A 21,813-nucleotide genomic window follows, 5' to 3' on the forward strand; every position below is an offset into this window, starting at 1 on the left:
TTCGCTCCGACGCGGAGAGGGGCTTAGATATCTTGAAAATCAAGACAGTCGCTACTCTTTTTTAATTTTTGTAACATGAAACAGCTATTCTTCAGTATGGTGAGCGATTGACCCTGCTAATTCTCGATAACGACGCGGATCACCTTCTGCTAAAAGTAGTCTTTCTTGTCCTTTGCGCTCATAAAGTTTATCCAGAATCATTTGCCAATCTGTAGCAGACAGTGGCGATGGTTGTTCTATAATTTCTGGTGATTGTTTTGCTGTCTCGGTGTGAATCTGCTGTTGTGCCATGCCAGCACGCGCCCGGACTGCCCAACTGCTATCATTATTTAACATCTGCTCTAATTGAGCTTGAATTTGCGATCGCCATTCTGTATAACTGGGGGCGATGGCATTCGCTAGGGCTTGTAACCCCACAACCGCAGAGTAGCGTACCACCCATTCATCATCCTGCTGCGCCACAAATAGTAAGGCTTCTAATGCTTCTTCTTGGGCAATTTCCAATAAATCTTCTGGAAACCAATGCCATTTCATCATTCCCAACCCCCTCGCTGCTGCCCGCCTCACACTCAAGGCAAAGTCGGCGGTAGCGACTCCTAGTAAGGTGACTAATCCCCTGGGATCACCGATACCGGCGAGAGCGCGAATTGCCCAGGCTCTAGCGGTATAGTTGTGGCGATCAAGTTGCTCTAGGAGTGCGGGAACTGCTGGTTCTCCCAATAGAATTAATCCATCAACTGCGGCTACTGCTGCTCCTGGATTGTTATAGCTGAGGGCTGCAATCAAGGTGGGGATTGCTCCTGCTTGTCGAGCCGCCGCTAGGTTCTGTACTGCTTCCAACAAACGACTAGAAGAGTCTGCGGCTTCTACAGCCCGAATTAAGGAGGAAAGATGATCGGCCATAGGTCATGAGGGGAGGTATGATTGCTACCTTCTATATTTTAATGTCTTCAGGTTGGACTGTTACAACAATTCATCCATCAAGGTCATGACTTTGATTGCCCCTGGTGAAAGTTCTAGGGGTGTGGTGAATTTTAGTTGTGCTTCTAATACGCCTTTTAGCGATATTAACTTGAGGCTATTTTCTGCGAGAGTTTGGGCGATCGCATCGGCTGCTGGTAAGTATCCAATCGCACCTAAATCTGCTAATACAGCGCGTCGCAGTTGCAAATCATCGTTAGCCAGGGCTTGCACTAAGCGATCGCCATACTGACTCGCCAATTGTGGTTCTGGAGTCAGTTGATACATAGCACGGGCGGCGGCAAACTGCACGCGAGGAACAAAATGATCAAGAAAAGGCAAAATGTCAGGAATTGCTTCTTGTGCGCCGAGAGTTCCCAAGGCTTCTAAAATTGCATCAAAGGGTTGAGCTAGTTGAGGCGGTTCTGGTGCGGGTAATGTACCAGGAACTTGATCATTAAGTAACTCGATTAATCTGGGAATACAGGATAAATCCCCCAACATTTCCAAGGATTGGGCGGCTGCTTCCCGGACGTAAAAATCAGAACATTGTAACGAGTGGATTAATGCTGGAACAGCTCGCTTGTCTCCTAATTTGCCTAAAGCTCTAGCTGCATTACGTCGCAGAGGATAACCACCTGCATCTGTGCGATCATCCTCATCTTCTAAGGAGGCGATTAAGACATCAATTGCTGCCGGCTCATTCACCCGAAACCGTCCCAACCACCAAGCAGCATACACACGCAAGCCTAAATCTTCACCTTGCAGATTGGCGATCGCCTGTTCTACCGTTAATGAACCATCACTTTGAATTTCAGAGACTTCATCCATAACTCTTCATAGGGAGAGGCTTACTTAGCTACATCTGGGAATTACGCAAAAGATATATAAGACTGACTTTACTTAATTTTGAATTTTGAATTTTGAATTTTGAATTTTAAAACGGCAATGCCCGGAGGAGTAAACAACAACTAACCTGAGTCAGCAATTGCATACCCCTCCGGGCAAAGAACTATCGCTAATTAGCTTAATGCGTTGATAGCGTAGTCGATGTAGGAGTTTGCTTCAACAGCAGGATCACCGCTCAAACCATGGTTAGCTTTGATGTACTTGAGAGCTTCAATGTACCAGCTAGGAGACAAGTCGAAGGTGCGGTTGATTTCAGCAATACCACTGATGAGGTAGTCATCCAATGGGCCTGTACCACCAACAACTAAGCAGTAGGTGATCATCCGCAAGTAGTAGCCGATGTCACGTACACACTTGTCTTTACCTGTTTGGGTAGAAGCGAAGTTAGGCCCTTGCATGGAGGTGGTGTAAGGGAATTTTTGGTAAACTGCGTTAGCAGCACCAGAAGCCAAGCTAGAAGACTTTTCGGTCAATGCTTTAGCAGCTTGGATGCTAGCAGAAGCTTGACGGAAACGACCAAAAGCGATTTGAATTTCGGTGGAGCTGAGGAAACGGCCTTGGGAATCAGCAGCTGCTACTGCTTCGGTTAGAGGGGTTTTCATTGTCGGATTCTCTCCAAATAATCTTGTTTTAAGGATTTTATTGATGACTCAAAACCGCTTGTGGCGGGTTAAATGATTGGCTCAGTCGGCTTATGCAACTGCTGATGCAGCCTTATCAAAGTAGCTAGCTACTTCAGCCATCAATGCAGAGCAGTCACCACGGGTAATACCATTGGTATCACCAGCGATCGCCAATGCTGCATCCTTCATTTTTTGAACACCAACTGCTACGGAAGCACCAGGAGTTCCCAAAGCCAAGTAGGTTTCTTTCAAACCGTTGAGGCAGCGATCGTCTAATACACTTGCGTCACCAGCGAAGATTGCGTAGGTGATGTAGCGTAAGATGATTTCCATGTCGCGCAAGCAAGCAGCCATACGACGGCTTGTGTAAGCATTTCCACCAGGTGCGATCAATGCGGGCTGTTCTGCGAACAATGCACGAGCTGCGTTTGCAACGATTGTAGAAGCATTGCTGGTGATGCGGTTTACGGTGTCCATGCGCTTGTTGCCATCTGCAACCATTGCGCTCAGAGCATCTAGTTGGGAAGTGGTGAGATAGTCACCGCGTGCGTCAGCTTGGGAAACCACTTTTGCAAAAGCGTCGAACATATAACGTCAATCTCCGTAATGGATTTATTCGAGTCTGGTTCAGGTTACAGCCAAACTGGATTCAGCTCAAATGCTTTCGCCAGTGGATGACAACCCTTGAAATGCTCCCTGATCTTCCACAGGGAAGCTTGGGAAAATTTACATTTCTTTAATAGTCGGAAAACTTTATTCATACAGATGACTGGGTATATCTCACCGCCACCTTGTCCTTAAGTTTTCCATTACTTTGTTTATACTATGTCGTTGGATCGATATTTATTACAAATTGCAAACACTTGTTTCGTTATACCAAGCCTGTAAACACAGGTGTATTGCTTACAGGGCAAGGTTTTCAAGGCATAAACTGCCCTATAAAGCTTAATGAAACGCAATCAATTCCATAAAAATTCGTCCGGGAATATTGAGCTACAGGAATCTGAGCAGTAAATATTAAGAAATGTTGCGAAAATGAAAGGGGACTGGGGATTGGGGACTGGGGATTGGGCATCGGGCATCGGGCATCGGATCAGAAATCCTACCTTGTCTACCTTGTCTACCTGCCCCCTTGCCCCCTGCACCTCTGCCCCCTGCTCCCTGCCTTCCCCTACTCACTGGTAACGAGTAGTTTTCGTTCTAGGTCAAATAAGAAGCCATGAATATATTCTTCTGTCCATTCCGCACCGTAAAACCGGGTAAACATTCCCCTGGCTGGATCTTTCTCCGCCCGATAGCGTAAATAGCGTAGCTGCGCCTGCTCAATATCCTTTAAAGACTGAGTATCAGTGATGGGTTCTGCTTGCTCCACAAAATCCAAATATGCCTGAAGATAGTCTTTAAATGCAGCAAAAACGTGAGTTTCTACAACTTCCGTTTGTTGGGGACGCGTCCAGAGAAAGGCAGGCGAGAAAAAGGGTTGAGCTTCTGCGGGAAAATCGCCTCCCCAGGGTAAATGCTGCTGATGGGCGTGAAAAATTGGCAGGATAGGCTGGGTGTATTTCGCCTGATAGGTCGGCTCATTACGAAATAAAGGCTGCATATCCAAAGCAATCAAGTGACCTCCGGGCAAGGTGACTAAATCTGCTCCAAAAAAAGGCAAATCATAGTTTAAATGCGGGAAAATCACGAAATTTAACACTTGGAGGGAATTTCCTCCCTGGACATGAGCTGCGCGAATTTGTCGAAGTTTAGGAGATTGATAGGCGTAGCTAGTCGTCAAGACTTCTTCCTGATGTTTACCTTTACCTACCGTTGCTTGCTTCGATTCAAATCCTGCGGGAATGGGATAAGGACGCAAATCCAAACGTTCCTGCAACAGCGCGATCGCATAATCTAAAAACGGCTGATAGAGAGTCATATTCAATTCAATTCAAAATTCAAAATTCAAAATTCAAAATTCAAAATTCAAAATTCAAAATAACTAATGACTAATGACTAATGACTAATGACTATTGACTATTGACTCTTATTTACCAACCTTAGCGGCTAAAGGTACAGCATCTTCAAACAAAAACTCATGTAAAAACCGTTCTGACCACTCATGACCAAAATAGCTGCTAAATAAACCAGAGGCAGGGTCACGGTCAGCACTGTATTGGTCGTAATCCTTTTGAGCTTTGACAATCCGTTGAATATCTGACTGATCACTTAGAGGTTCTGCGGCTTCTAGCATTTGCCAATATAAATCCAGATAATCTTTGAAGGCGGCAAATACTCGTGTTTTCACCGTTTCCGCATCAGTTTTAGCAAATAGTAGATATTGGGAGAAATACTGATTAGCATCATAAAACTTCATTTCCAAGTCTTGTGACAGGTCTGGATATTTCTCGTGCAATGTCTGCAACGGCTGAATATATTTTTTTAGATAAGCCTCATCCTGAAATAAGGGTTGGAAATCCATCACAATCAGGTTTTTCACCTGACCGAAAGACAGAAAGTCTATACCTAGTAAGGGTAAATCATAGTGGTGACTAGGATAAATCACACTATTCATAATTTGCGCGCTTGCGCCTGCATCAATGTAGGTATAGCGAATTTTTCGTAACTCAGGACATTGATAACACCTGCTTTGGATGGTAGCGGGATTTCTACCGCGATCGCTAACTTTATACTCTAGTCCTGCTGGAATTGGGCGACTCTGTAATGAAAACCGTTGCAAAAGCGATTTTTCTAGATGCTCAACAAAGCACTTATACATAAGAATTTATAGACTCATCTGCCTTAACCCATCACAATAAGGGATTTCAGGACGGGTAGTCTCGAATACGTTAAACAAAGTAACGATCCTTAACGTGAGCCAAAAAGAGATTTCTAATGCTTGATTTCATCGTCTAGTTCTGGATGTTGAATGCTCTGGGAAGCCTATCATTGCTTTCCTTACGGGACACTGGCACAAACAGCGTAGCGTCTCGTAGAGAGGAGGAACGACGTTCGCGCAGTGTGTCTTAGACAAGCGATCGCAAAAACCAAGAATAATGCGATTACTTCGCTTCCCTCATAATGACAGTTAAAAGGGTTTTTACAGCTTGAACCTTTTGCGGGTAGCACTTGTGCGTACACCGTAGGCCAAAAGGGGGAGAAACTTAATCTTTTGGAGTTTCTCCCCTACAAGGCTACGGTTTATACAAAATTTATCAAATTACTACTACCAAAATTAAGCAACAGTCATTGCTTCCTGCAATTGAGGTGCAGAGATTCGGTAAATATTACTCCAAAATGTATCCCAATTTTGTTTAGCTTTCTGATACCCAGCAGCTAAATCACTCACGCAAGCCAGATCAACATCTACTATTTCATTGATTCCCTGTCTGACTAATTTGCGATGAGTAACATCAGCATCACCAACATGAATATTCCAAAATTCCCAATCAATGGTTTGTTTATTCTCCTTAATATAAGGATTCTTGAGCAAATTCTTATACATATTGGTCAGATAAATCTGACAAAGACATTCTCCTCCCATACCACACAAGCCGATAGCATACGCTGGTGACTTATGGATAGTTAATTGCTTAATCGTCTTTCAATACAGTAGTATTTTCCTGATTGATGGAATTTTCTAGTGCATCTTCGCTAATCCCAATACTGAGGAGAAAATCATCAAATAGTCTGAGGTGTGTCAGATTGTTATCCCCTTCTCCTAATTCTTCTGCCAGAATTTGTGCCATTAAACTTTTCATCTTGCCATAGGGAAGTTTAGAAACTAAAACACCGAGATTATTAGGATACTCTTTAATGAAATACCGATATTGAAGGCAGATATTTTGTAGTGTTTCTAGTGGAGCAATCTGTAAATAATGTAATTTTCTGTCAGCTACATATTCAGTTTCCAAGCGAGTATCATCGGCGATAATCCAAAAATCATCACGTGTAATCATGCCAACTCCCTCATACAAAAATAAATTTGCTGTCGCCCTCAACTAATACAGAATTATACTGAGTTTGTTGTTCACTTCAGACTAAATTCTCATGAAGTATGCGTAAAAAATCAGCAGATATACGTAGTTAATTCTGGGGTAGTAATTATACTATTTTAAGGACACCAAAAATTATAAATATGTGATGAATTGCTACTGATTCACCAAAAATTGTGATGTGGAGGCAATTTCTAAAAGCTTTGCTGAGTATGACTTTTGAAATCAGTGAAATCTGAATTTATACGAGTTGTGCTGAAACACGAAAAAAGGCAATAAAATTCAAGCAATTACTAATAAAATCTACGATTAACCAATAGATAAAACGTATGATTTACAAATTTTTAATTCCCCATCCCCCATTCCCCATTCCCATTGTCTAGATAGTTCACACTGATGCTCTAGACAAATTGTGTTGCATCATGGTTGCTAAATTCGCATCAGTCAAATAGCGGCGTTCAGAGCAGTAGGTCATTAAATAGACACCGTTCATCATCCGCACGGTACTAACACGCACGCGGAAATCATCTGTCATAAACCAACAGCGTTCTTGTCCCTGGTTACTCTCATACTCAGTATCGATAGTTAAAATCCCATCTTTACCAAACCAGTAGCGACTAACCACAGGAATCCTTTCTACATAGCCTTGATTACGGAGTAATTTACCTGATGTGCCAGTTTCGTCATCAGGTACATCAACTAACACAGCCGCATGATCAGGATTGGGTTCTCGGTCATCTTCATGTTCTTGCCACATGAAGCTAGCTCCACCGTTGGCTTTTGTAGGATCAATACCTTGCTGTTCACAAATGGCTTGGACTCGCGGGTCATCGACTGTAATCACGCCTACGTAAAGCTTTGATTCTCCCGACTGATCCGCCACCGCATCAAAGTGATGTACTGTACGTTGTGTAAACCAGACCCCTTCACTCTTACGAAAGAAGTCCATCATATTCATTGGTGGTAAAAATGGCATAAAAAATTTTAGATTTGAAATTTATTCAGTCAACAGTCAATAGTCAACAGTCAATAGTCAATAGTCAATAGTCAATAGTCATTACTCATTACTCATTACTCATTACTCATTACTCATTACTCATTACTCATTACTCATTACTCATTACTCATTACTCATTACTCATTACTCATTACTCATTATTCATTATTCAAAGAATTACCATATTTGATACTCTTTTGATTCTATTAACTCGTAGGTATTACCAACGGCTTGGCTAAACTTCTGCTCTATGGTCGCTAAATCTTCTGGGGGTATGGCAAACCACTGTTCTTTGGTTGCCCAACGAATAATAAATGTCACTTCTGTAGGATCATGGGGGTTAATCCATACTTCTTTGCCTAGAAACCCTGGATACTTAGCTAGGGCAGTTGTCCAAATGGCTGCATCCTGTTGGAGATAATTGTCTCGTGTTTCAGGGACAACTTTAAACTTCAGAAATTCTATAACCAAAACCTTTCACCCCGTCTCTTCGCCAATTTGCCAGAATAGATCTGTAGGCTAGATTAAACTAAGCTTCCAGCATAGCTTGATTGCACACACTCACAAGCAAGGATCAGCTGGTTTGAAATAAATAACAGGAAGGAAGTATGGACAGCAACAACTGGTTGCAGCAACTAATGATGCTTGGTATTGGGACAACTTCTCTAATGGCGGAGAAACTCAAAGAAGTGAGCGATGAATTAGTAAAGGATGGCAAACTTAATCCTGAACAAGCAAAAACTGTCATGGATGACATTGTAGAGCATTTAAAGTCCGAGCAGGGAACTTGGGAAACTCAAATGCAACGGCAAATGCGAAATATGATGCAGGATTTAGGAGTGGCGCGTCAGTCAGAGGTAGATGAACTGCGGGGGAGAATTGACCGTTTAGAACGACAAGTCAGAGATTTAGAGAATAAGCTTTGGCGTTAAGAACTGCTTGTGCTTTAAACTAATTTTGTCCTGTTGGTAATTTTCGTTGCCAAACTACCTCTGTAGGGAGGGCTAATTTTGAAAGCAATTTTACTCAGCGTGGCTGTCATGCTGGTCTGTGTTGTAGTGTTAGTGTTGTCACAAATTGGCGGTAAGCAGGAATCTGCTATTGCTGGGACTGTGACCCCAACTACTCCAGTGGTGGCCACAAGCGTTACAGAAAACAATACCTTAATAGCGAACAATCATATGTCTGATGCTTTGTCTAATGCTTCTAACGCCGTTACTACCCCTTCTGGTTTAAAGTATGTGGAACTAGAAGAGGGAACTGGTGCAACACCAGAAAAGGGACAAACTGTGACAGTACATTACACTGGTACTTTAACGGATGGTACTAAATTTGATAGTTCCCGCGATCGCAATCGTCCCTTTAGTTTCACTATTGGCGTTGGTCAAGTAATTCAAGGCTGGGATGAAGGACTTAGCACCATGAAAGTTGGTGGTCGTCGTCAATTAATCATCCCCCCAGAACTAGGTTATGGTTCTCGCGGTGCTGGCGGCGTGATTCCCCCTAACGCTACTTTGTTGTTTGATGTGGAATTATTAGGGGTGAAGTAGGGACTGGGGACTGGGGACTGGGGACTAGGAATTTTGGATTTTGGATTAAAGTTTCAACTCAAACCACAATTTCAAAATCTAAGATTAAATTACCTCATACTACATTTTCAATTCCCCCTTTGGGGTTCGCCAGTCGCTCTCGCGAAGCGTTTCGCAGAGAATACCGCGCTAGCTCACCAATACCCAGTCCCCAATCACCAATACGCAAAATGTCTAAAAATTCTTCTTACAGTCCTTTGTTTTCTCTCAACTCTCAACAAGAAAAATGGCAATCGAGAATTGCACAGGTTGCATTTCGATTTAATAAACAATATCAAAATCAGCCCTTTGAATTACCTGAAGAAGTTCAGGCGATGCCTATATTTCAAGAATGGAAATCGGGATTGTTAACAGGAAGAATTGTTTCGCCTTTTTGGGAAATAGCTAAACCCCAAAAAAATCACCACTGTTTAGATATTGGTTGTGGTGTGAGTTTTTTGATTTATCCTTGGCGTGATTGGCAGGCGTTTTTTTACGGTCAAGAAATTAGTAATGTGGCGCGAGATACGTTGAATTCTCGTGGTTCACAGTTGAATTCTAAGTTATTTAAAGGGGTAGAGTTAGGGGCAGCACATCAATTAAATTATGCTGCTGGGACATTTGATTTAGCGATCGCTACCGGTTTTAGCTGCTATTTCCCCCTAGAATATTGGAGTGCGGTCTTAGCAGAAGTTAAACGGGTGTTGAAACCAGGCGGGCTGTTTGTTTTTGATATTCTCAATCCCGAACACCCTTTAGCAGAAGATTGGGCGGTGCTAGAAACATATTTAGGTGCAGAAGTGTTTCTAGAAACTGTAAATGAGTGGGAAAAAAACATCAAAGCATCTGGGGCGAAAATCGTCACCAGACTAACGGGAGAATTATTTGATTTATACAAAATCAAGTTTTAACCAGTTACCTTTGGTAACAGTAAATAATACTGTCTTGGATGATATTCCCGATTCCTTGCCCAAAGGGCTTAATCATTCATTTTGCTGAAATGCTTGTATAGCAAGTAACATTAATAAAGCTCCTGTACCCCACTGAAATATAGGTAACTTACCCAAGGCATCAGTAATACTGGGTATAACTAAGTGACGATAATCTCCGTCAACTCTGCTGTCTTCGGGAACAGGTTGATAAAAATTGTTGGGCGCATCTTCTGATTTGGGTTCATTGCTACGTTGTAAATTAAAACCAATCGCTAATAGCAACGAATCTACCAGGGAAGGCGAGATTTTCTGAGCTAAATCGAGTAATTTAGCGACATCTCCCACTAACAAGTCTCGAATGGGGTGTTCGGCTGCATAGAGTATGGCATCGGCGACAATTTTAGGGTCATAGTAAGGTGGTATTCCTGACGGTTTTACGCCTAGTTTGGTCAAGCCATTATTCCAGAAGGGAGTGTTAATGACGGCTGGCTTAATACTGGTGACACTGATAGGCCATTTTTCATGTATTAATTCAATCCGCATAGCTTCGAGAAAGCCTTCTACACCGTGTTTAGCGGCAGAATAGGCACTTTGATAAGGAAGCGATCGCCTGCCCTCCATTGATGATATATGAATTAAAGCCCCTCTTCCTTCTCGTTTGAGATGGGGTAAAGCCGCCATCGCGCCATACACTTGACCCATCAAGTTAACATCAATGACGTGTTTAAATTCTTCTGGTGTGGTGTTGTCGAAGGTTGCAAATAAACCAATAGCTGGAACGTGTACCCAAGTATCGAGCCGTCCATAAACCTCTACTGCTCGATCTGCGATCGCTTTTACTTGTTCAAATACTTGCACATCAGCAACAATATGGGTTGCTTCACCACCAAAATTGCGAATTTCTTCCACCAGCGACTTTAACTTTAACTCGCCACGAGCCGCAACAACTACCTTTGCGCCCCGTCTAGCAAATTGCAGTGCGGCTTCTCTTCCGATACCACTAGAAGCTCCAACTACTGCAACAACTTGCTGATTGATTGGTTTTAATTGCATAGATGCTACTCCTGGAAGGAATGATTGGGGATTGGGGAAAGTAAAGATAAACTAAGCTAAAATCCCTTTCCAGATGTTAGGAAATATATTACATATCTCAATCTTTCGTTGGTTATAAGTAGCCATCATCAACTGGGTACACAAGAAATCCCTATTTCCTGTTAACCCATGACTTGGTTTAAAGCCAACAATAACTCGTTAATAGTGTAGGGTTTAGATAAAAACGTGGCTGCGCCGGTGTTGACTATTTCTCCCAGCTTATTTTTAGCAATTAAGCCACTGGTGGCAACAATTTTGACATCGGGGTTAATTTTTTTGAGAGTGCGGATAGTAGTTAAACCATCCAGTCCTGGAAGCATGAGATTTACTAGTACAGCACTAATTTTATCGGCATATTTAGCGTAGACTGCGATCGCTTCAATCCCATCACTAGCAACTAAAGTTTGATATTCGTGGCTTTCTAGGGATGTTTTGGTAATATCACGGATTGCTGGCTCATCATCTACAATCAAAATTAATTCGCCCTTGCCTGTGGATGGAATCAACTCATCTGTACTAAAGGTTTCTGTACTTTCTACGGCTGGCAGGTAAACTTTAAATGTAGTACCACTCCCTAAAACGCTATCTACATTCACAAAACCACCGTGGCTTTTTACAATACCAATTACTGTCGAAAGTCCCAAACCTGTGCCTTGTCCTACGGCTTTAGTAGTAAAAAATGGTTCAAAAATGCGGTCTAAGTTTTCTTCAGAAATTCCCACACCTGTATCTGCAACCGTCACCACTATATAAGGGCCGACGGTAGCTTCCAAATTCATGCGCGCATAATTTTCATCAATTAGGAGATTTTCCGCCGTAATCGTCAGAGTTCCCCCATTAGGCATGGCATCACGAGCATTGACACACAGATTCATCATCACTTGATGTAACTGCGTACTATCTCCAGAAATCATCCATAAGTCTTTCGATATATCTGTAACTACTTCAATAGATTTAGGTAATGTTTCTTTCAAAACTTTGGCAAGTTCTGCAATAATATGCCTCAATTGCAAAGTGATACGTTTACCTTCTACACCTCTAGCAAAAGACAATACTTGCTTTACTAAATCAGCACCACGTTTCGCATTGATTTCTAAAATTTCTAATAAATGCTGTGTGCGTTCATCTACGTCGGGAAATTTTAGAGGTAATAATTGCGCTCCGGCTAAAATCGGTGTCAGAATATTATTCAAATCATGGGCAATACCACTAGCTAAAGTGCCTATACTTTCTAATCTTTGGGTACGCAATAATTGTGCTTCTAAATATTTTTTCTGTGTAATATCTGTGTCTACAGTCAGAATTGATTTTGGTTTATTATCTTCATCACGAACTAAACTCCAGCGACTAGCAACAACAATTTCTTTGCCATTTTTAGTCACTTTGTTTAATTCTCCTTGCCATTTGCCCTGAGAAATGACTTGTAGTAGAGCCAATTCTATTTCTGATGAAGGTTCATGAAACAATACTTCACTGGCATTTTTGCCGATTACCTCTTGGGCCGACCAACCGTATAAATTTTCTGCACCTTTATTCCAAAAAAGTATCTGATTTTGTAAATCACGTACACAAATAGCATCAGTGCTGATATCTATTAATGCTGCTTGCTCACGAATTTTTGCTTCTGCTAAATGACGCTCTTGTAAAGCAATTTGTTGTTCAGTAATATCAATACTGGCACAAGTGATACCAACAATTTCTTGTGATTCATTTTGTAATGGTTCAACAGTCAAATCATAATATCTCACACCTTTATCAGTCGTAATCGATACTTCCGCACGAGTACCTATACCTGTAGTTAAAACATGATACTTAATTGCGGTTAACCCTTGGGCATCGGCATGGGGCATGATTTCACAGTCTTGCTTGCCCAACATTGTTTGTTCTGTCCACCCAGCCCTTTGGTTATAAACCCACGTATAACGTAAGTCTCTATCTTGATTGAATACAAAAATGGGAGAGTTTTTTAAGGCTACCCGGAATCGTTCTTCACTTTGACGCAGCGCATCTTCTATGTGTTGGCGTTCTATGGCGTAACGCATAGAACGGACAAGTAAATCACCAGTTACTTGTCCTTTGACTAAATAATCCTGCGCGCCTTCTTGCATGGCTCTTAAGGCCAAGTTTTCATCATCTATACCAGTCAGGACGATAATGGGAATGGTTTTAGCTTGGTTATAAGCTTGAATAAAAGTTTCAATACCTTGGCTATCGGGTAAGGATAAATCTAACAATATGACATCAAAATCAGAGCCATTAACATCTCCAGTTACCAGATGAAAAACGTCTGATAATTGCTCAACCGTATGTAAATTGACACTAACTGTATGAACTTCTTTGATTAACTCTTGAATTAAAAAAACATCACCAGGATTGTCTTCTACTAATAAAACTTGAATATGTTTATCTGCCATAGCCTTACTCCGGTGGCAGTTTGACGATCGCAAACCAAAAGTTTTCTATAGATTGTACAATTCTAACGAATTGATCAAAATCAACTGGCTTGGCAATATAACAGTTAGCCGCTAAGTTATAGGCTCTAAGAATATCTTCTTCCGCTTGGGAAGTTGTCAGCACTACTACAGGAATACGCTTGAAATTGTCATCAGTTTTAATCTCGGCTAATACTTCCCGCCCATCTTTTTTTGGCAAATTCAAATCTAGTAGGACTATATCAGGATGGGGTGCATCGGCATATTTATCTTGTTTTCGCAAAAATGCCATTGCTTCCACCCCATCTTCCACAACATTGAGATTGACGGAGATTTTGCTATCTTCTAAGGCAATGCGTGTCAATTCCACATCCCCTGGATTGTCTTCTACTAACAAAACCTGAATTGGCATAACATTATTTGTATTAATCACGATTTTTGACCTGCTCTGGAATTGTGAAGTAGAAAACTGAGCCTTCACCTGGTTGAGATTCAACCCAGATTTGACCTCCATGACGCTCAATAATTTTCTTACAAATTGATAGCCCTATCCCCGTACCAGGATACTTACTGCGTCCATGCAGGCGTTGAAAAATCACAAAAATACGTTCTAGATATTGTTTTTCTATCCCTATACCATTGTCGCGGACTGAAAATAGCCATTGGGAATGAGCATTGGGCATTGGGCATTGGGCATTGGGCATGGTAGTAAAATCTACCTTGTCTACCTTGTCCCCCAGTCCCCAGTCCCCAGTCCCCAGTCCCCCAACTACACCAATATGAATCTCGACGGGAACATCTCGCCGGAATTTGATGGCGTTCGCAATTAGGTTTTGGAAAACTTGGGTGAGTTGAGTAGGATCGGCGGTAACTGTGGGTAAAGGATCATGGGTGATGACTGCGCTGGATTCTTCGATGGCGATTTTGAGGTTAGTTTTGACTCGTTCTAAAATGGCGGCACAATCTACTGAGACGAAGGGTTGTCCACGGGTGGTGAGACGAGAATAGTTTAAGAGATCGTTGATGAGGGTTTGCATCCGTTGCGCTCCATCAACAGCGTAACTGATAAACTGTTCTGCGGTGCCGTCTAGTTGAGGTTTATAGCGGCGTTCTAGTAACTGTAAGTAACTAGTCACCATCCTTAGTGGTTCTTGTAAGTCATGGGAAGCGACATAGGCAAAACTTTCTAATTCGGCGTTGGAACGGGCTAGTTCTTGGGTTTGGCGGGTTTGTTGTTCTAGTAACTGCGCCTGGGATAAGGCTATACCTATTTGGTTAGCTAACTGTTGTAGTAAATCCAACTCGAATTGATTCCAGTGACGGGGTGCATGACATTGATGGGCGACTAGTAAACCCCAAATACCTTCGCGGTTGAGAATGGGAACGACAAGGTTAGCTTTTACGCCAAATTGTTGTAGGAATTCTCGATGGCAATCTTGAATATCTGCTTGAGTGATATCTGTAATTGCACTGATTCTACCTTGACGATATTTTTCTACATAGCCTTGTTGGAAGCAAGGATCAATAATGCTTTTGCCTAAAATCACAGGCCAGTCTGGTAACACGGCTTCTTGTTCTACTGTGCCTGAACCATCAGGCCACAGACGAAAAATTAATACTCTGTCGGCTTGCAGAAGTTTTTGTACTTCTTGGACTGTAGTTTGGAGAATTTCTCGAATGTGTAGGGTTTCGCGAATTTTAACGGTGATTTCGGCAAATAGTTGCGATCGCAAATTTTGCTTTTGCAGTTCTGCTTCTGTTTGTTTGCTTTCTGTAATATCTGTATGGGAACCTACCATTCGCACTACATTACCAGTTTCATCCCAAAGTGCTTGTCCCCGATCCAAAATCCATTTGTAGTTACCGTCTTTACACTGCACTCGATGTTCTGTAATGTAATACGGTGTTCTCCGGTCAAAATGAGCTTGAATAGCCTGCATTACCCAGCTTATGTCATCGGGATGGACTCGCTCTGACCACTCCTCTAGATTATTAGAGATTTCATGGTCTGCATATCCCAACATTTGCTTCCAACGTGGAGAAAAAAAGACTTGATTAGTTTTGAGATTCCAATCCCAAATACCATCATTGTTACCTTGTAAAGCTAATTGCCAACGTTCTTCACTTTCTTTAAGTGCGAAGGCTGTGTGATGTTTTTCGGTAATATCTTGAAAATACACAGATATACCGTCTTTACTAGGATAAGCATGAACGGCAAAACATTTATCTAGCGGTGGATAGAATTCCTCAAATTCTACGCTTGTTTGTTGGGCTACTGCTTTTTGATATTCTCGCTCAAAGGATGTGCCTACTATAGCGGGAAATGTTTCCCAGATATTTTGACCTAGTAATTCATTGCGATTTTTTTGTAGTAGCTGGGCAGCTTGGTTATTAATGTAAGTAAATCGCCATTGTTGATCTAGGGTGAAAAACGCATCGGTGATACTTTCGAGGATATTACTAATGCGATCGCTGACTATTTCTGATTCTCTGCGTGCATTCTGCTCTTGATTGAGCATTTGTGCGCTTATCTGTGCAACATGAGCCACATTCCGCCTGAGTTCTAGTTGAGCAATTACTAGGTGACTTAAAGCTACAAGCGCATCAATTTGTTGTTGACTCAAGGCTTTGGGTTGTTGATCAAGTACACAGAGAGTTCCTAACATCTGGCCTTGCGGACTAAGTAGGGGTACACCTGCGTAAAACCGCACATATGGGTATGCGGTTACTACTGGATTTTGGGCGAGGCGATCGTCAGCTAATGTATCGGGAATGACGACAACATTCTGTTGCTCTTGGCATAAATACGAAAAACCCACATTACGAGGCATTTCTGAGGCATCTAAACCTAATTTAGCCTTAAACCACTGACGATGTTCATCAATAAAATTTACCAAAGCTATAGATGTACCACAGATAAAGGCTGCTAAATGTGCCAAGTTATCATAAGCTGCTTCTGGTTCAGTATCCAGAATTTGGTACTGATATAGTTCTGCCAGTCTCGCCTGTTCCTGATTAGTAAAGTGAGATGTCATAGCACTTTGATTAAAAATATAGTCAGTGGTGTCAAATTTGCAACACCAGAGTTGTTATTGCAGCTAGCTTTCTGTTAAAAAATGCAACAAAATTTGATTTAAATATCTATTTCTAGAATAAAACGTTGCACTAATTTTAGGATATAAAAGTTAATTTAAATAAATTAACTTTCTGATCAGTAAAACAAAAATTCCATCTGAATATTTCTTACTTCAGAATCATTCCAAACAAACAATATCCCCAACTTTTGGGGAAAAGCCAGGGATATTTACTCAATAAATTTGCTTAATAAGTAGCTAGGCAAAAATAATTAAAGGTTTGTAGTGAGGACTTTAGTCCTCCGAGAAGGACTAAAGTCCTCACTACGAGCCTAATCGAATTTTTTTACATTACTTAATGTAGTTTGATTGATTTTCGCCCACTTACTTACTTGATTATGCTGGTGTTAAAACTGCATCCCGAAGACGCTCAACTAAATTATGTAAGTTACCTGTATTTAGGCGATAGCTAAGAGGATGAGCAATTAATCTAGCTGTGCTTTCATACAAAGTAGTAATCTCTACTAAGCCATTTTCTCTTAAGGTTCTGCCACTAGACACTAAATCAACGATCGCCTCTGACATCCCTGTAATCGGCCCTAGCTCTACAGAACCATAAAGCGGCACAATTTCCACTGGTAAATCTAAACTTTGAAAGTATTCATTGGCGCAATTAACATACTTAGAAGCAACCCGACTATGGGGTGGTAAATCCACAGGCGATTTATAAGGACTAGATGCCTTTACTGCTACTGACATCCGACAATAGCCAAAACCCAAATCTACTAAATGAGCAACTTGTGGTTGTTTCTCTCGCAGAACATCGTAACCAATAATACCAATTTGCGCCTGACCATATTCTACATACACAGGCACATCTTGCCCTCTGACTAACAATCCTTTGGCTGTTCCGCTAGCATCAGTAATTTGCAATTGGCGAGTTCCTGAGTCTAAAAAAGCACTAAAATCCAAACCCACAGATTGCAGCAGGCGGATGCTATTTTTTAGTAGTTCCCCTTTCGGCAGTGCAACAGTTAACATTCTCTTTCTTGGTATCCTTGGCTATGGACACTTTATCAGGATTTATGCAAGGGTGTAAGGGTGTGGGGGTGTGAGGGTGTAGGGGTGTGAGGGTGTAGGGGTTTGAGGGTGTAAGGGTGTGAGGGTTTAGGGGATGAATAATTAACTGGTGTTACTGATTGATAATATGAATTTGTCTCACGTATATTGCTTTGCAAAACCCGCAGTGTCAGTACAACAGTAGGAAGAAAAAAGGTGATTTTGGTGTTTCCTACTCTGAATCTAAAGCCAAATCATTGATATTCTTCTTTCCCCTACAACCCCTACACCCCTACACCCCATACCTCTAGCAGTATGAAAATTTTACTCGTTGATGATGAAGTTGAACTCACTGATCCTTTAAGTCGTGTTTTAACGCGGGAAGGTTACACCGTTGATGCGGCTTATCATGGTGCAACTGGTAGAGAAATGGCACAATCAGGTAGTTATGATTTACTAATTTTAGACTGGATGCTGCCTGGCAAAACAGGCTTGGAAATTTGCCAGGAATTGCGTAATCAAGGCCAAGTAACCCCTGTTTTGTTTCTCACAGCTAAAGATACATTAGATGATAGGGTAAAAGGTTTAGATGCTGGTGCAGACGACTATTTAGTCAAACCCTTTGAACTGCGGGAATTGTTGGCTAGAGTCCGCGCTTTGTTGCGGCGTTCAGGTTCGCACAGCTATGAAACAACCACAGCCAGATTAACTGTAGCTGATTTAGAGCTGGACTATGACAATCAAGTCGCTTACCGTCAAGGTAGAGTCATTGAACTTTCCCAGAAAGAAAGTCAGCTGTTGCAATATTTTATGGAACATACGGGACAGTTACTCACTCATGCCCAAATTCTGCAATATCTTTGGCAAAATGAAGAACAACCTAGCAGTAACGTGATAGCTGCCTTAATTCGGCTACTGCGACGCAAAATTGAAGTAGGTAAGGAAGAAACCTTAATTCATACAGTTTATGGTAAGGGCTATCGTTTTGGGACTTCATCTGTGGAGGAGAGATAGATTCAGATCAAAATCATAGATGAAAAGCTGGTAAATACATAAGCTATTCTAATGATAGATTTATTTAGATGTTATACATAAGTTTGATATATTCCTAACAATAACAAAGCTTGATATTACTAGGTCGCGATAACTCATCATTTATTGCCCTAAAAGTGTTGTCTGCATTTAATTGCTAACAATTTAGGGCGTTTCTTTATTTTTGTTTATCGCAATTTAGTGAAAATCTGCTGTGGAAAATGAGGGTGAATCATGAGTAAAATTAATGGATTTGTTGGGCGCAGAAACTTTTTAAAATTAGCTGGTGTAGGTGGTGTTGGTATAGGTGCTAGTGCTATTGGGAATGTACTTTTATCAGGAGAATCAGCAGTTGCACAAACACCTGCTACGGTTACAGGAGAAAAACCACAACCAGTTAATCCCCAAGAGGCTTTAGCCCTTTTACTAGAAGGAAATAAACGGTTTGTTGATGGTAAACGTCTCAATCCCCATCAATCAAAACTCAGATTGCAAGAAACTGCTGTAGCTCAATATCCTTTTGCTGCCATACTGGGATGTGCAGATTCTAGAGTACCGGCGGAAATTGTTTTTGATCAGGGATTAGGCGATTTATTTGTGGTTCGGGTGGCTGGTAATGTTGCGAGTCAAACTGCAATAGGTAGTTTAGAATTTGCCACAGCTGTATTAGGCGCGCAATTAATTGTAGTTTTAGGTCATGCTAGATGCGGTGCAGTGATTGCAGCAACTAAAGGTGATCCCTTACCTGGAAGAATTGGTGTGTTTGTGGAAGAAATCAAGCCGGCTGTAGAAAGAGTGAGAAATAAAACCGGCAGCTTGGAAGAAAATTCTATTATTGCAAATGTGCAGTATCAAGCAGAAAAATTAGGAGAGAGTTCCACTATTCTCGGCGGTTTAATTAAGGATAGTAAATTGAAAATTGTTGGTGGTCGTTATGATTTAGCTAGTGGTAAAGTTACTTTGTTGACTTAATTGCTAACTTCATTTGTAGGAATCCGCTTTGATTCCTGAAATTATTTGCGTAGGGAGGGAACAGGGAACAGGGAACAGGGAACAGGAAAGAAAGAATCAAAGTGTACCTAGCTTCGCAAAAATCAAATATGATTCCTATATTCATTGAAGAATATTATTGTTCTTCAATGAATACTTTCAACATCTACAAATATAATTTCAATAGTTTTTGAGCAACTACTAGCAGAAAATATTACGTTCCTGGGCGATAGCGGAGATGATCGGGTATATGATGGCGATCGCCTAATATTTCTAACAAAGGGCCATTAACATCAAATTTAACCATACTTACAGACGCAACCAAAATATTCACCCGATAGCGATAACGTCCTAAATCAATTCCCAGCAAGCTACAAAGTATAATCCGAATCGTGGCTTTATGGGAAACTACTAAAACATTTCCTTGAGGATGTTTTTCTTGAATTTCAGCAATTACGGGCATAGAACGGTTCGCAATCTCTACCGCCGTTTCTCCACCTATGGGTGCATTCCAAGCAGGTTCTGTCATCCATTTTACATAGTTGTCTGCGTAATTTTCTTGAGCAAAGGATTTACTCTTAGCTTCCCATGCGCCGTAACTACCTTCTCTGAGTCCGTCGCGCAACTGCATTTCCATACCAGTAGCATCACAAAATGGCTTGGCAGTGGCAATTGTGCGCTTCATCGGGCTAGCATAGACTGCTTCCCACTGCAATTTTTGATAAACATCAGCAAAACTCCTGGCCATCTGTATTCCTTCTGGTGTCAACTCTGCATCAGTTGCACCACAGAAGTTACCACTTTGACTAAAAGTAGTTTCTCCATGTCTCAGTAAGTATAAATTGAGTGTCATAGCTTGTATGTTGATGGGATCAAGGAGTCTGTGCAAATATAAACTACCATCACTTTCACCGGAGAATGTGTCATAACAGGACAAAGTCATCAACCAAAAAAGTCAATTAACCACAGACTTTTGAAATGGAAGACAATTGAGTTAGTAGTTGGTTAATTTGCATTTGTAATTGTTCACGCAATTGATTGGCGCGTTGATAAACTAATCTCCTAGTATTATTGCCTTGATGATTACACTCTATTTTGCCGTTGATGGTTGCCAATGGTTGAACAAAATAATGTAGGCGAGTTTTCATTGCCCAAACTCCCATTGAAGGAAAGAGAATGAGTATAAACATTAAAGGCGATATGGGACAAAAGGGTAAATTAAATAGTCTTTGTAACTTTTGTATATTTACTGTCCAAGGATGTAAAGATTCGCTACCCATACAAACGACTGGCAAAATCGGAATATGATAGCGATCGCTTAACTGTAAAAAACTCACATCAAACTTTTGCAGTTGATAGCGTTTCCCCCAACCCTTCAACGGGCCGCGTAAACCTTCCGGCGCATATAATAAAGTTTTACCCTGGGAAATAGCCTGCTCAAAATCAGCCAACTCTGCACGCACACCACCCAAAACCTGCGACCATTTTGGAGGTAGCCACCACACCATCCAAGGATGTTCAAATAATGATACTCCCGCCAAAGGTTGCACTGTCCAACCCTGTTTTTCCCCTAATAAATAACCCAAACTAATAAAGTCCCAAGGAAAACACATCCCTGCATGGTTCATAGCTACAATTAACGAACCCGTAGAGGGTAAATTCTCTACTTGGTGCAATTCCCCACGAAAATAATATTTCACAATAAAAGCTAAAATTTCTTCACGAAAAGCCCGTTGATAGTCGGGATTAAATTCTACAATTTCTGTTCGAGGAGAACGACAACTCAAACGCAACCATCGAATCAAAAACGCCAGATAGAATCCACCAGGAATTAAAAATAGTAAATATTCTAGCCAATGCCAACCGTCGGGATCTGCGTGATAATGTTGCCAATGACGGTTAAATAAAATTAACCAACCAGGAGGATACCACAAACAAAACCAGTCAACCCAGCTAAATTGATATGGTTGCTGAGTTGTATTTGCTGAAGAATGTATCAGACTTGCAGAATGTTGATTAATCACAACTACTGAGTTAATTAAGATATCAATTATATTTGGCTGCTATCTTAGCCTGATAAATTTATAATGTGTATCCAACTACGGGCGTAAAAAATACTACATCAATATCACAGAGTTACGATCAACAAAATCTATCAAACGAGCTAG

At 41.3% G+C, this 21,813-nt stretch carries 22 protein-coding genes; 5 read left to right on the top strand and 17 right to left on the bottom strand.

The window, feature by feature from the left end:
* Nucleotides 1–84: 84 nt before the first annotated feature.
* The 10 genes from ACQFX9_RS28555 to ACQFX9_RS28600 form a co-directional block, all read right to left on the bottom strand.
* Entirely contained in the window at nucleotides 85–903 is an 819-nt protein-coding gene (locus ACQFX9_RS28555) for a HEAT repeat domain-containing protein (protein WP_427159884.1), read from the bottom strand.
* Between the two features lie 60 nt (nucleotides 904–963).
* Nucleotides 964–1,791 (bottom strand): HEAT repeat domain-containing protein, encoded by an 828-nt coding sequence (locus tag ACQFX9_RS28560; protein WP_427159885.1) that lies wholly within the window; start codon nucleotides 1,789–1,791, stop codon nucleotides 964–966.
* Between the two features lie 191 nt (nucleotides 1,792–1,982).
* Nucleotides 1,983–2,471: a phycocyanin subunit alpha gene (cpcA, locus tag ACQFX9_RS28565; RefSeq protein ID WP_236141997.1), complete on the bottom strand. Its 489-nt coding sequence runs from the start codon at nucleotides 2,469–2,471 to the stop codon at nucleotides 1,983–1,985.
* A gap of 90 nt (nucleotides 2,472–2,561) precedes the next feature.
* On the bottom strand, nucleotides 2,562–3,080 hold the full coding sequence (locus tag ACQFX9_RS28570; RefSeq protein ID WP_103138957.1) for a phycocyanin subunit beta: 519 nt from the start codon (nucleotides 3,078–3,080) through the stop codon (nucleotides 2,562–2,564).
* Between the two features lie 583 nt (nucleotides 3,081–3,663).
* Entirely contained in the window at nucleotides 3,664–4,413 is a 750-nt protein-coding gene (locus tag ACQFX9_RS28575) for a phycoerythrobilin:ferredoxin oxidoreductase (protein WP_427159886.1), read from the bottom strand.
* Between the two features lie 108 nt (nucleotides 4,414–4,521).
* A complete protein-coding gene (locus ACQFX9_RS28580) occupies nucleotides 4,522–5,253 on the bottom strand; it encodes a 15,16-dihydrobiliverdin:ferredoxin oxidoreductase (protein ID WP_427159887.1) in 732 nt (243 codons plus the stop codon).
* Nucleotides 5,254–5,709: 456 nt separating this feature from the next.
* A complete protein-coding gene (locus ACQFX9_RS28585) occupies nucleotides 5,710–5,979 on the bottom strand; it encodes a hypothetical protein (protein WP_427159888.1) in 270 nt (89 codons plus the stop codon).
* 88 nt (nucleotides 5,980–6,067) lie between these two features.
* On the bottom strand, nucleotides 6,068–6,433 hold the full coding sequence (locus ACQFX9_RS28590) for an iron-containing redox enzyme family protein (RefSeq protein ID WP_427159889.1): 366 nt from the start codon (nucleotides 6,431–6,433) through the stop codon (nucleotides 6,068–6,070).
* Between the two features lie 424 nt (nucleotides 6,434–6,857).
* Nucleotides 6,858–7,445, bottom strand: coding sequence for a phycobiliprotein lyase (locus ACQFX9_RS28595; protein WP_427159890.1), 588 nt, complete (start codon nucleotides 7,443–7,445; stop codon nucleotides 6,858–6,860).
* A gap of 198 nt (nucleotides 7,446–7,643) precedes the next feature.
* Nucleotides 7,644–7,937 carry a TIGR03792 family protein gene (locus ACQFX9_RS28600; protein ID WP_427159891.1) on the bottom strand — a complete coding sequence of 98 codons (294 nt, stop codon included), beginning with the start codon at nucleotides 7,935–7,937 and terminating at the stop codon, nucleotides 7,644–7,646.
* A gap of 137 nt (nucleotides 7,938–8,074) precedes the next feature.
* Between ACQFX9_RS28600 and ACQFX9_RS28605 the strand changes: the two genes are divergently transcribed.
* The 3 genes from ACQFX9_RS28605 to ACQFX9_RS28615 all read left to right on the top strand — a co-directional run bounded on the left by ACQFX9_RS28605 (nucleotide 8,075) and on the right by ACQFX9_RS28615 (nucleotide 9,945).
* The gene (locus tag ACQFX9_RS28605; protein ID WP_103138963.1) at nucleotides 8,075–8,398 is read left to right on the top strand and encodes a phasin family protein; all 324 of its coding nucleotides are present in this window, start codon (nucleotides 8,075–8,077) and stop codon (nucleotides 8,396–8,398) included.
* A 78-nt stretch (nucleotides 8,399–8,476) separates the two neighbouring features.
* Nucleotides 8,477–9,016, top strand: coding sequence for an FKBP-type peptidyl-prolyl cis-trans isomerase (locus ACQFX9_RS28610; protein ID WP_427159892.1), 540 nt, complete (start codon nucleotides 8,477–8,479; stop codon nucleotides 9,014–9,016).
* Nucleotides 9,017–9,225: 209 nt separating this feature from the next.
* Complete coding sequence (locus ACQFX9_RS28615; RefSeq protein ID WP_427159893.1) at nucleotides 9,226–9,945, top strand: class I SAM-dependent methyltransferase; 720 nt, start codon at nucleotides 9,226–9,228, stop codon at nucleotides 9,943–9,945.
* 72 nt (nucleotides 9,946–10,017) lie between these two features.
* Here the strand turns inward: ACQFX9_RS28615 and ACQFX9_RS28620 are convergent, their stop codons facing one another.
* The 5 genes from ACQFX9_RS28620 to hisG form a co-directional block, all read right to left on the bottom strand.
* Complete coding sequence (locus tag ACQFX9_RS28620) at nucleotides 10,018–11,019, bottom strand: SDR family oxidoreductase (RefSeq protein WP_427159894.1); 1,002 nt, start codon at nucleotides 11,017–11,019, stop codon at nucleotides 10,018–10,020.
* 161 nt (nucleotides 11,020–11,180) lie between these two features.
* A complete protein-coding gene (locus tag ACQFX9_RS28625; protein WP_427159895.1) occupies nucleotides 11,181–13,472 on the bottom strand; it encodes a response regulator in 2,292 nt (763 codons plus the stop codon).
* Nucleotides 13,473–13,476: 4 nt separating this feature from the next.
* The gene (locus tag ACQFX9_RS28630; RefSeq protein ID WP_427163026.1) at nucleotides 13,477–13,902 is read right to left on the bottom strand and encodes a response regulator; all 426 of its coding nucleotides are present in this window, start codon (nucleotides 13,900–13,902) and stop codon (nucleotides 13,477–13,479) included.
* 13 nt (nucleotides 13,903–13,915) lie between these two features.
* Nucleotides 13,916–16,525, bottom strand: a complete 2,610-nt coding sequence (locus ACQFX9_RS28635) for a GAF domain-containing protein (RefSeq protein WP_427159896.1) — start codon at nucleotides 16,523–16,525, stop codon at nucleotides 13,916–13,918.
* Nucleotides 16,526–16,960: 435 nt separating this feature from the next.
* Nucleotides 16,961–17,605: an ATP phosphoribosyltransferase gene (hisG, locus tag ACQFX9_RS28640; protein ID WP_103138970.1), complete on the bottom strand. Its 645-nt coding sequence runs from the start codon at nucleotides 17,603–17,605 to the stop codon at nucleotides 16,961–16,963.
* A 333-nt stretch (nucleotides 17,606–17,938) separates the two neighbouring features.
* Between hisG and rppA the strand changes: the two genes are divergently transcribed.
* Both rppA and ACQFX9_RS28650 read left to right on the top strand, forming a co-directional pair.
* Nucleotides 17,939–18,637 carry a two-component system response regulator RppA gene (rppA, locus tag ACQFX9_RS28645; protein ID WP_427159897.1) on the top strand — a complete coding sequence of 233 codons (699 nt, stop codon included), beginning with the start codon at nucleotides 17,939–17,941 and terminating at the stop codon, nucleotides 18,635–18,637.
* A 252-nt stretch (nucleotides 18,638–18,889) separates the two neighbouring features.
* Nucleotides 18,890–19,627: a carbonic anhydrase gene (locus ACQFX9_RS28650; RefSeq protein ID WP_427159898.1), complete on the top strand. Its 738-nt coding sequence runs from the start codon at nucleotides 18,890–18,892 to the stop codon at nucleotides 19,625–19,627.
* A gap of 232 nt (nucleotides 19,628–19,859) precedes the next feature.
* Here the strand turns inward: ACQFX9_RS28650 and ACQFX9_RS28655 are convergent, their stop codons facing one another.
* Together ACQFX9_RS28655 and ACQFX9_RS28660 are read right to left on the bottom strand one after the other, a co-directional pair.
* Nucleotides 19,860–20,498 carry a histidine phosphatase family protein gene (locus ACQFX9_RS28655; protein WP_427159899.1) on the bottom strand — a complete coding sequence of 213 codons (639 nt, stop codon included), beginning with the start codon at nucleotides 20,496–20,498 and terminating at the stop codon, nucleotides 19,860–19,862.
* Nucleotides 20,499–20,604: 106 nt separating this feature from the next.
* Nucleotides 20,605–21,669 (bottom strand): 1-acyl-sn-glycerol-3-phosphate acyltransferase, encoded by a 1,065-nt coding sequence (locus tag ACQFX9_RS28660; RefSeq protein ID WP_427159900.1) that lies wholly within the window; start codon nucleotides 21,667–21,669, stop codon nucleotides 20,605–20,607.
* Nucleotides 21,670–21,813 lie beyond the last annotated feature (144 nt).

This window comes from Aliinostoc sp. HNIBRCY26 (assembly GCF_050235535.1).
Classification (GTDB): Bacteria; Cyanobacteriota; Cyanobacteriia; order Cyanobacteriales; family Nostocaceae; genus Trichormus.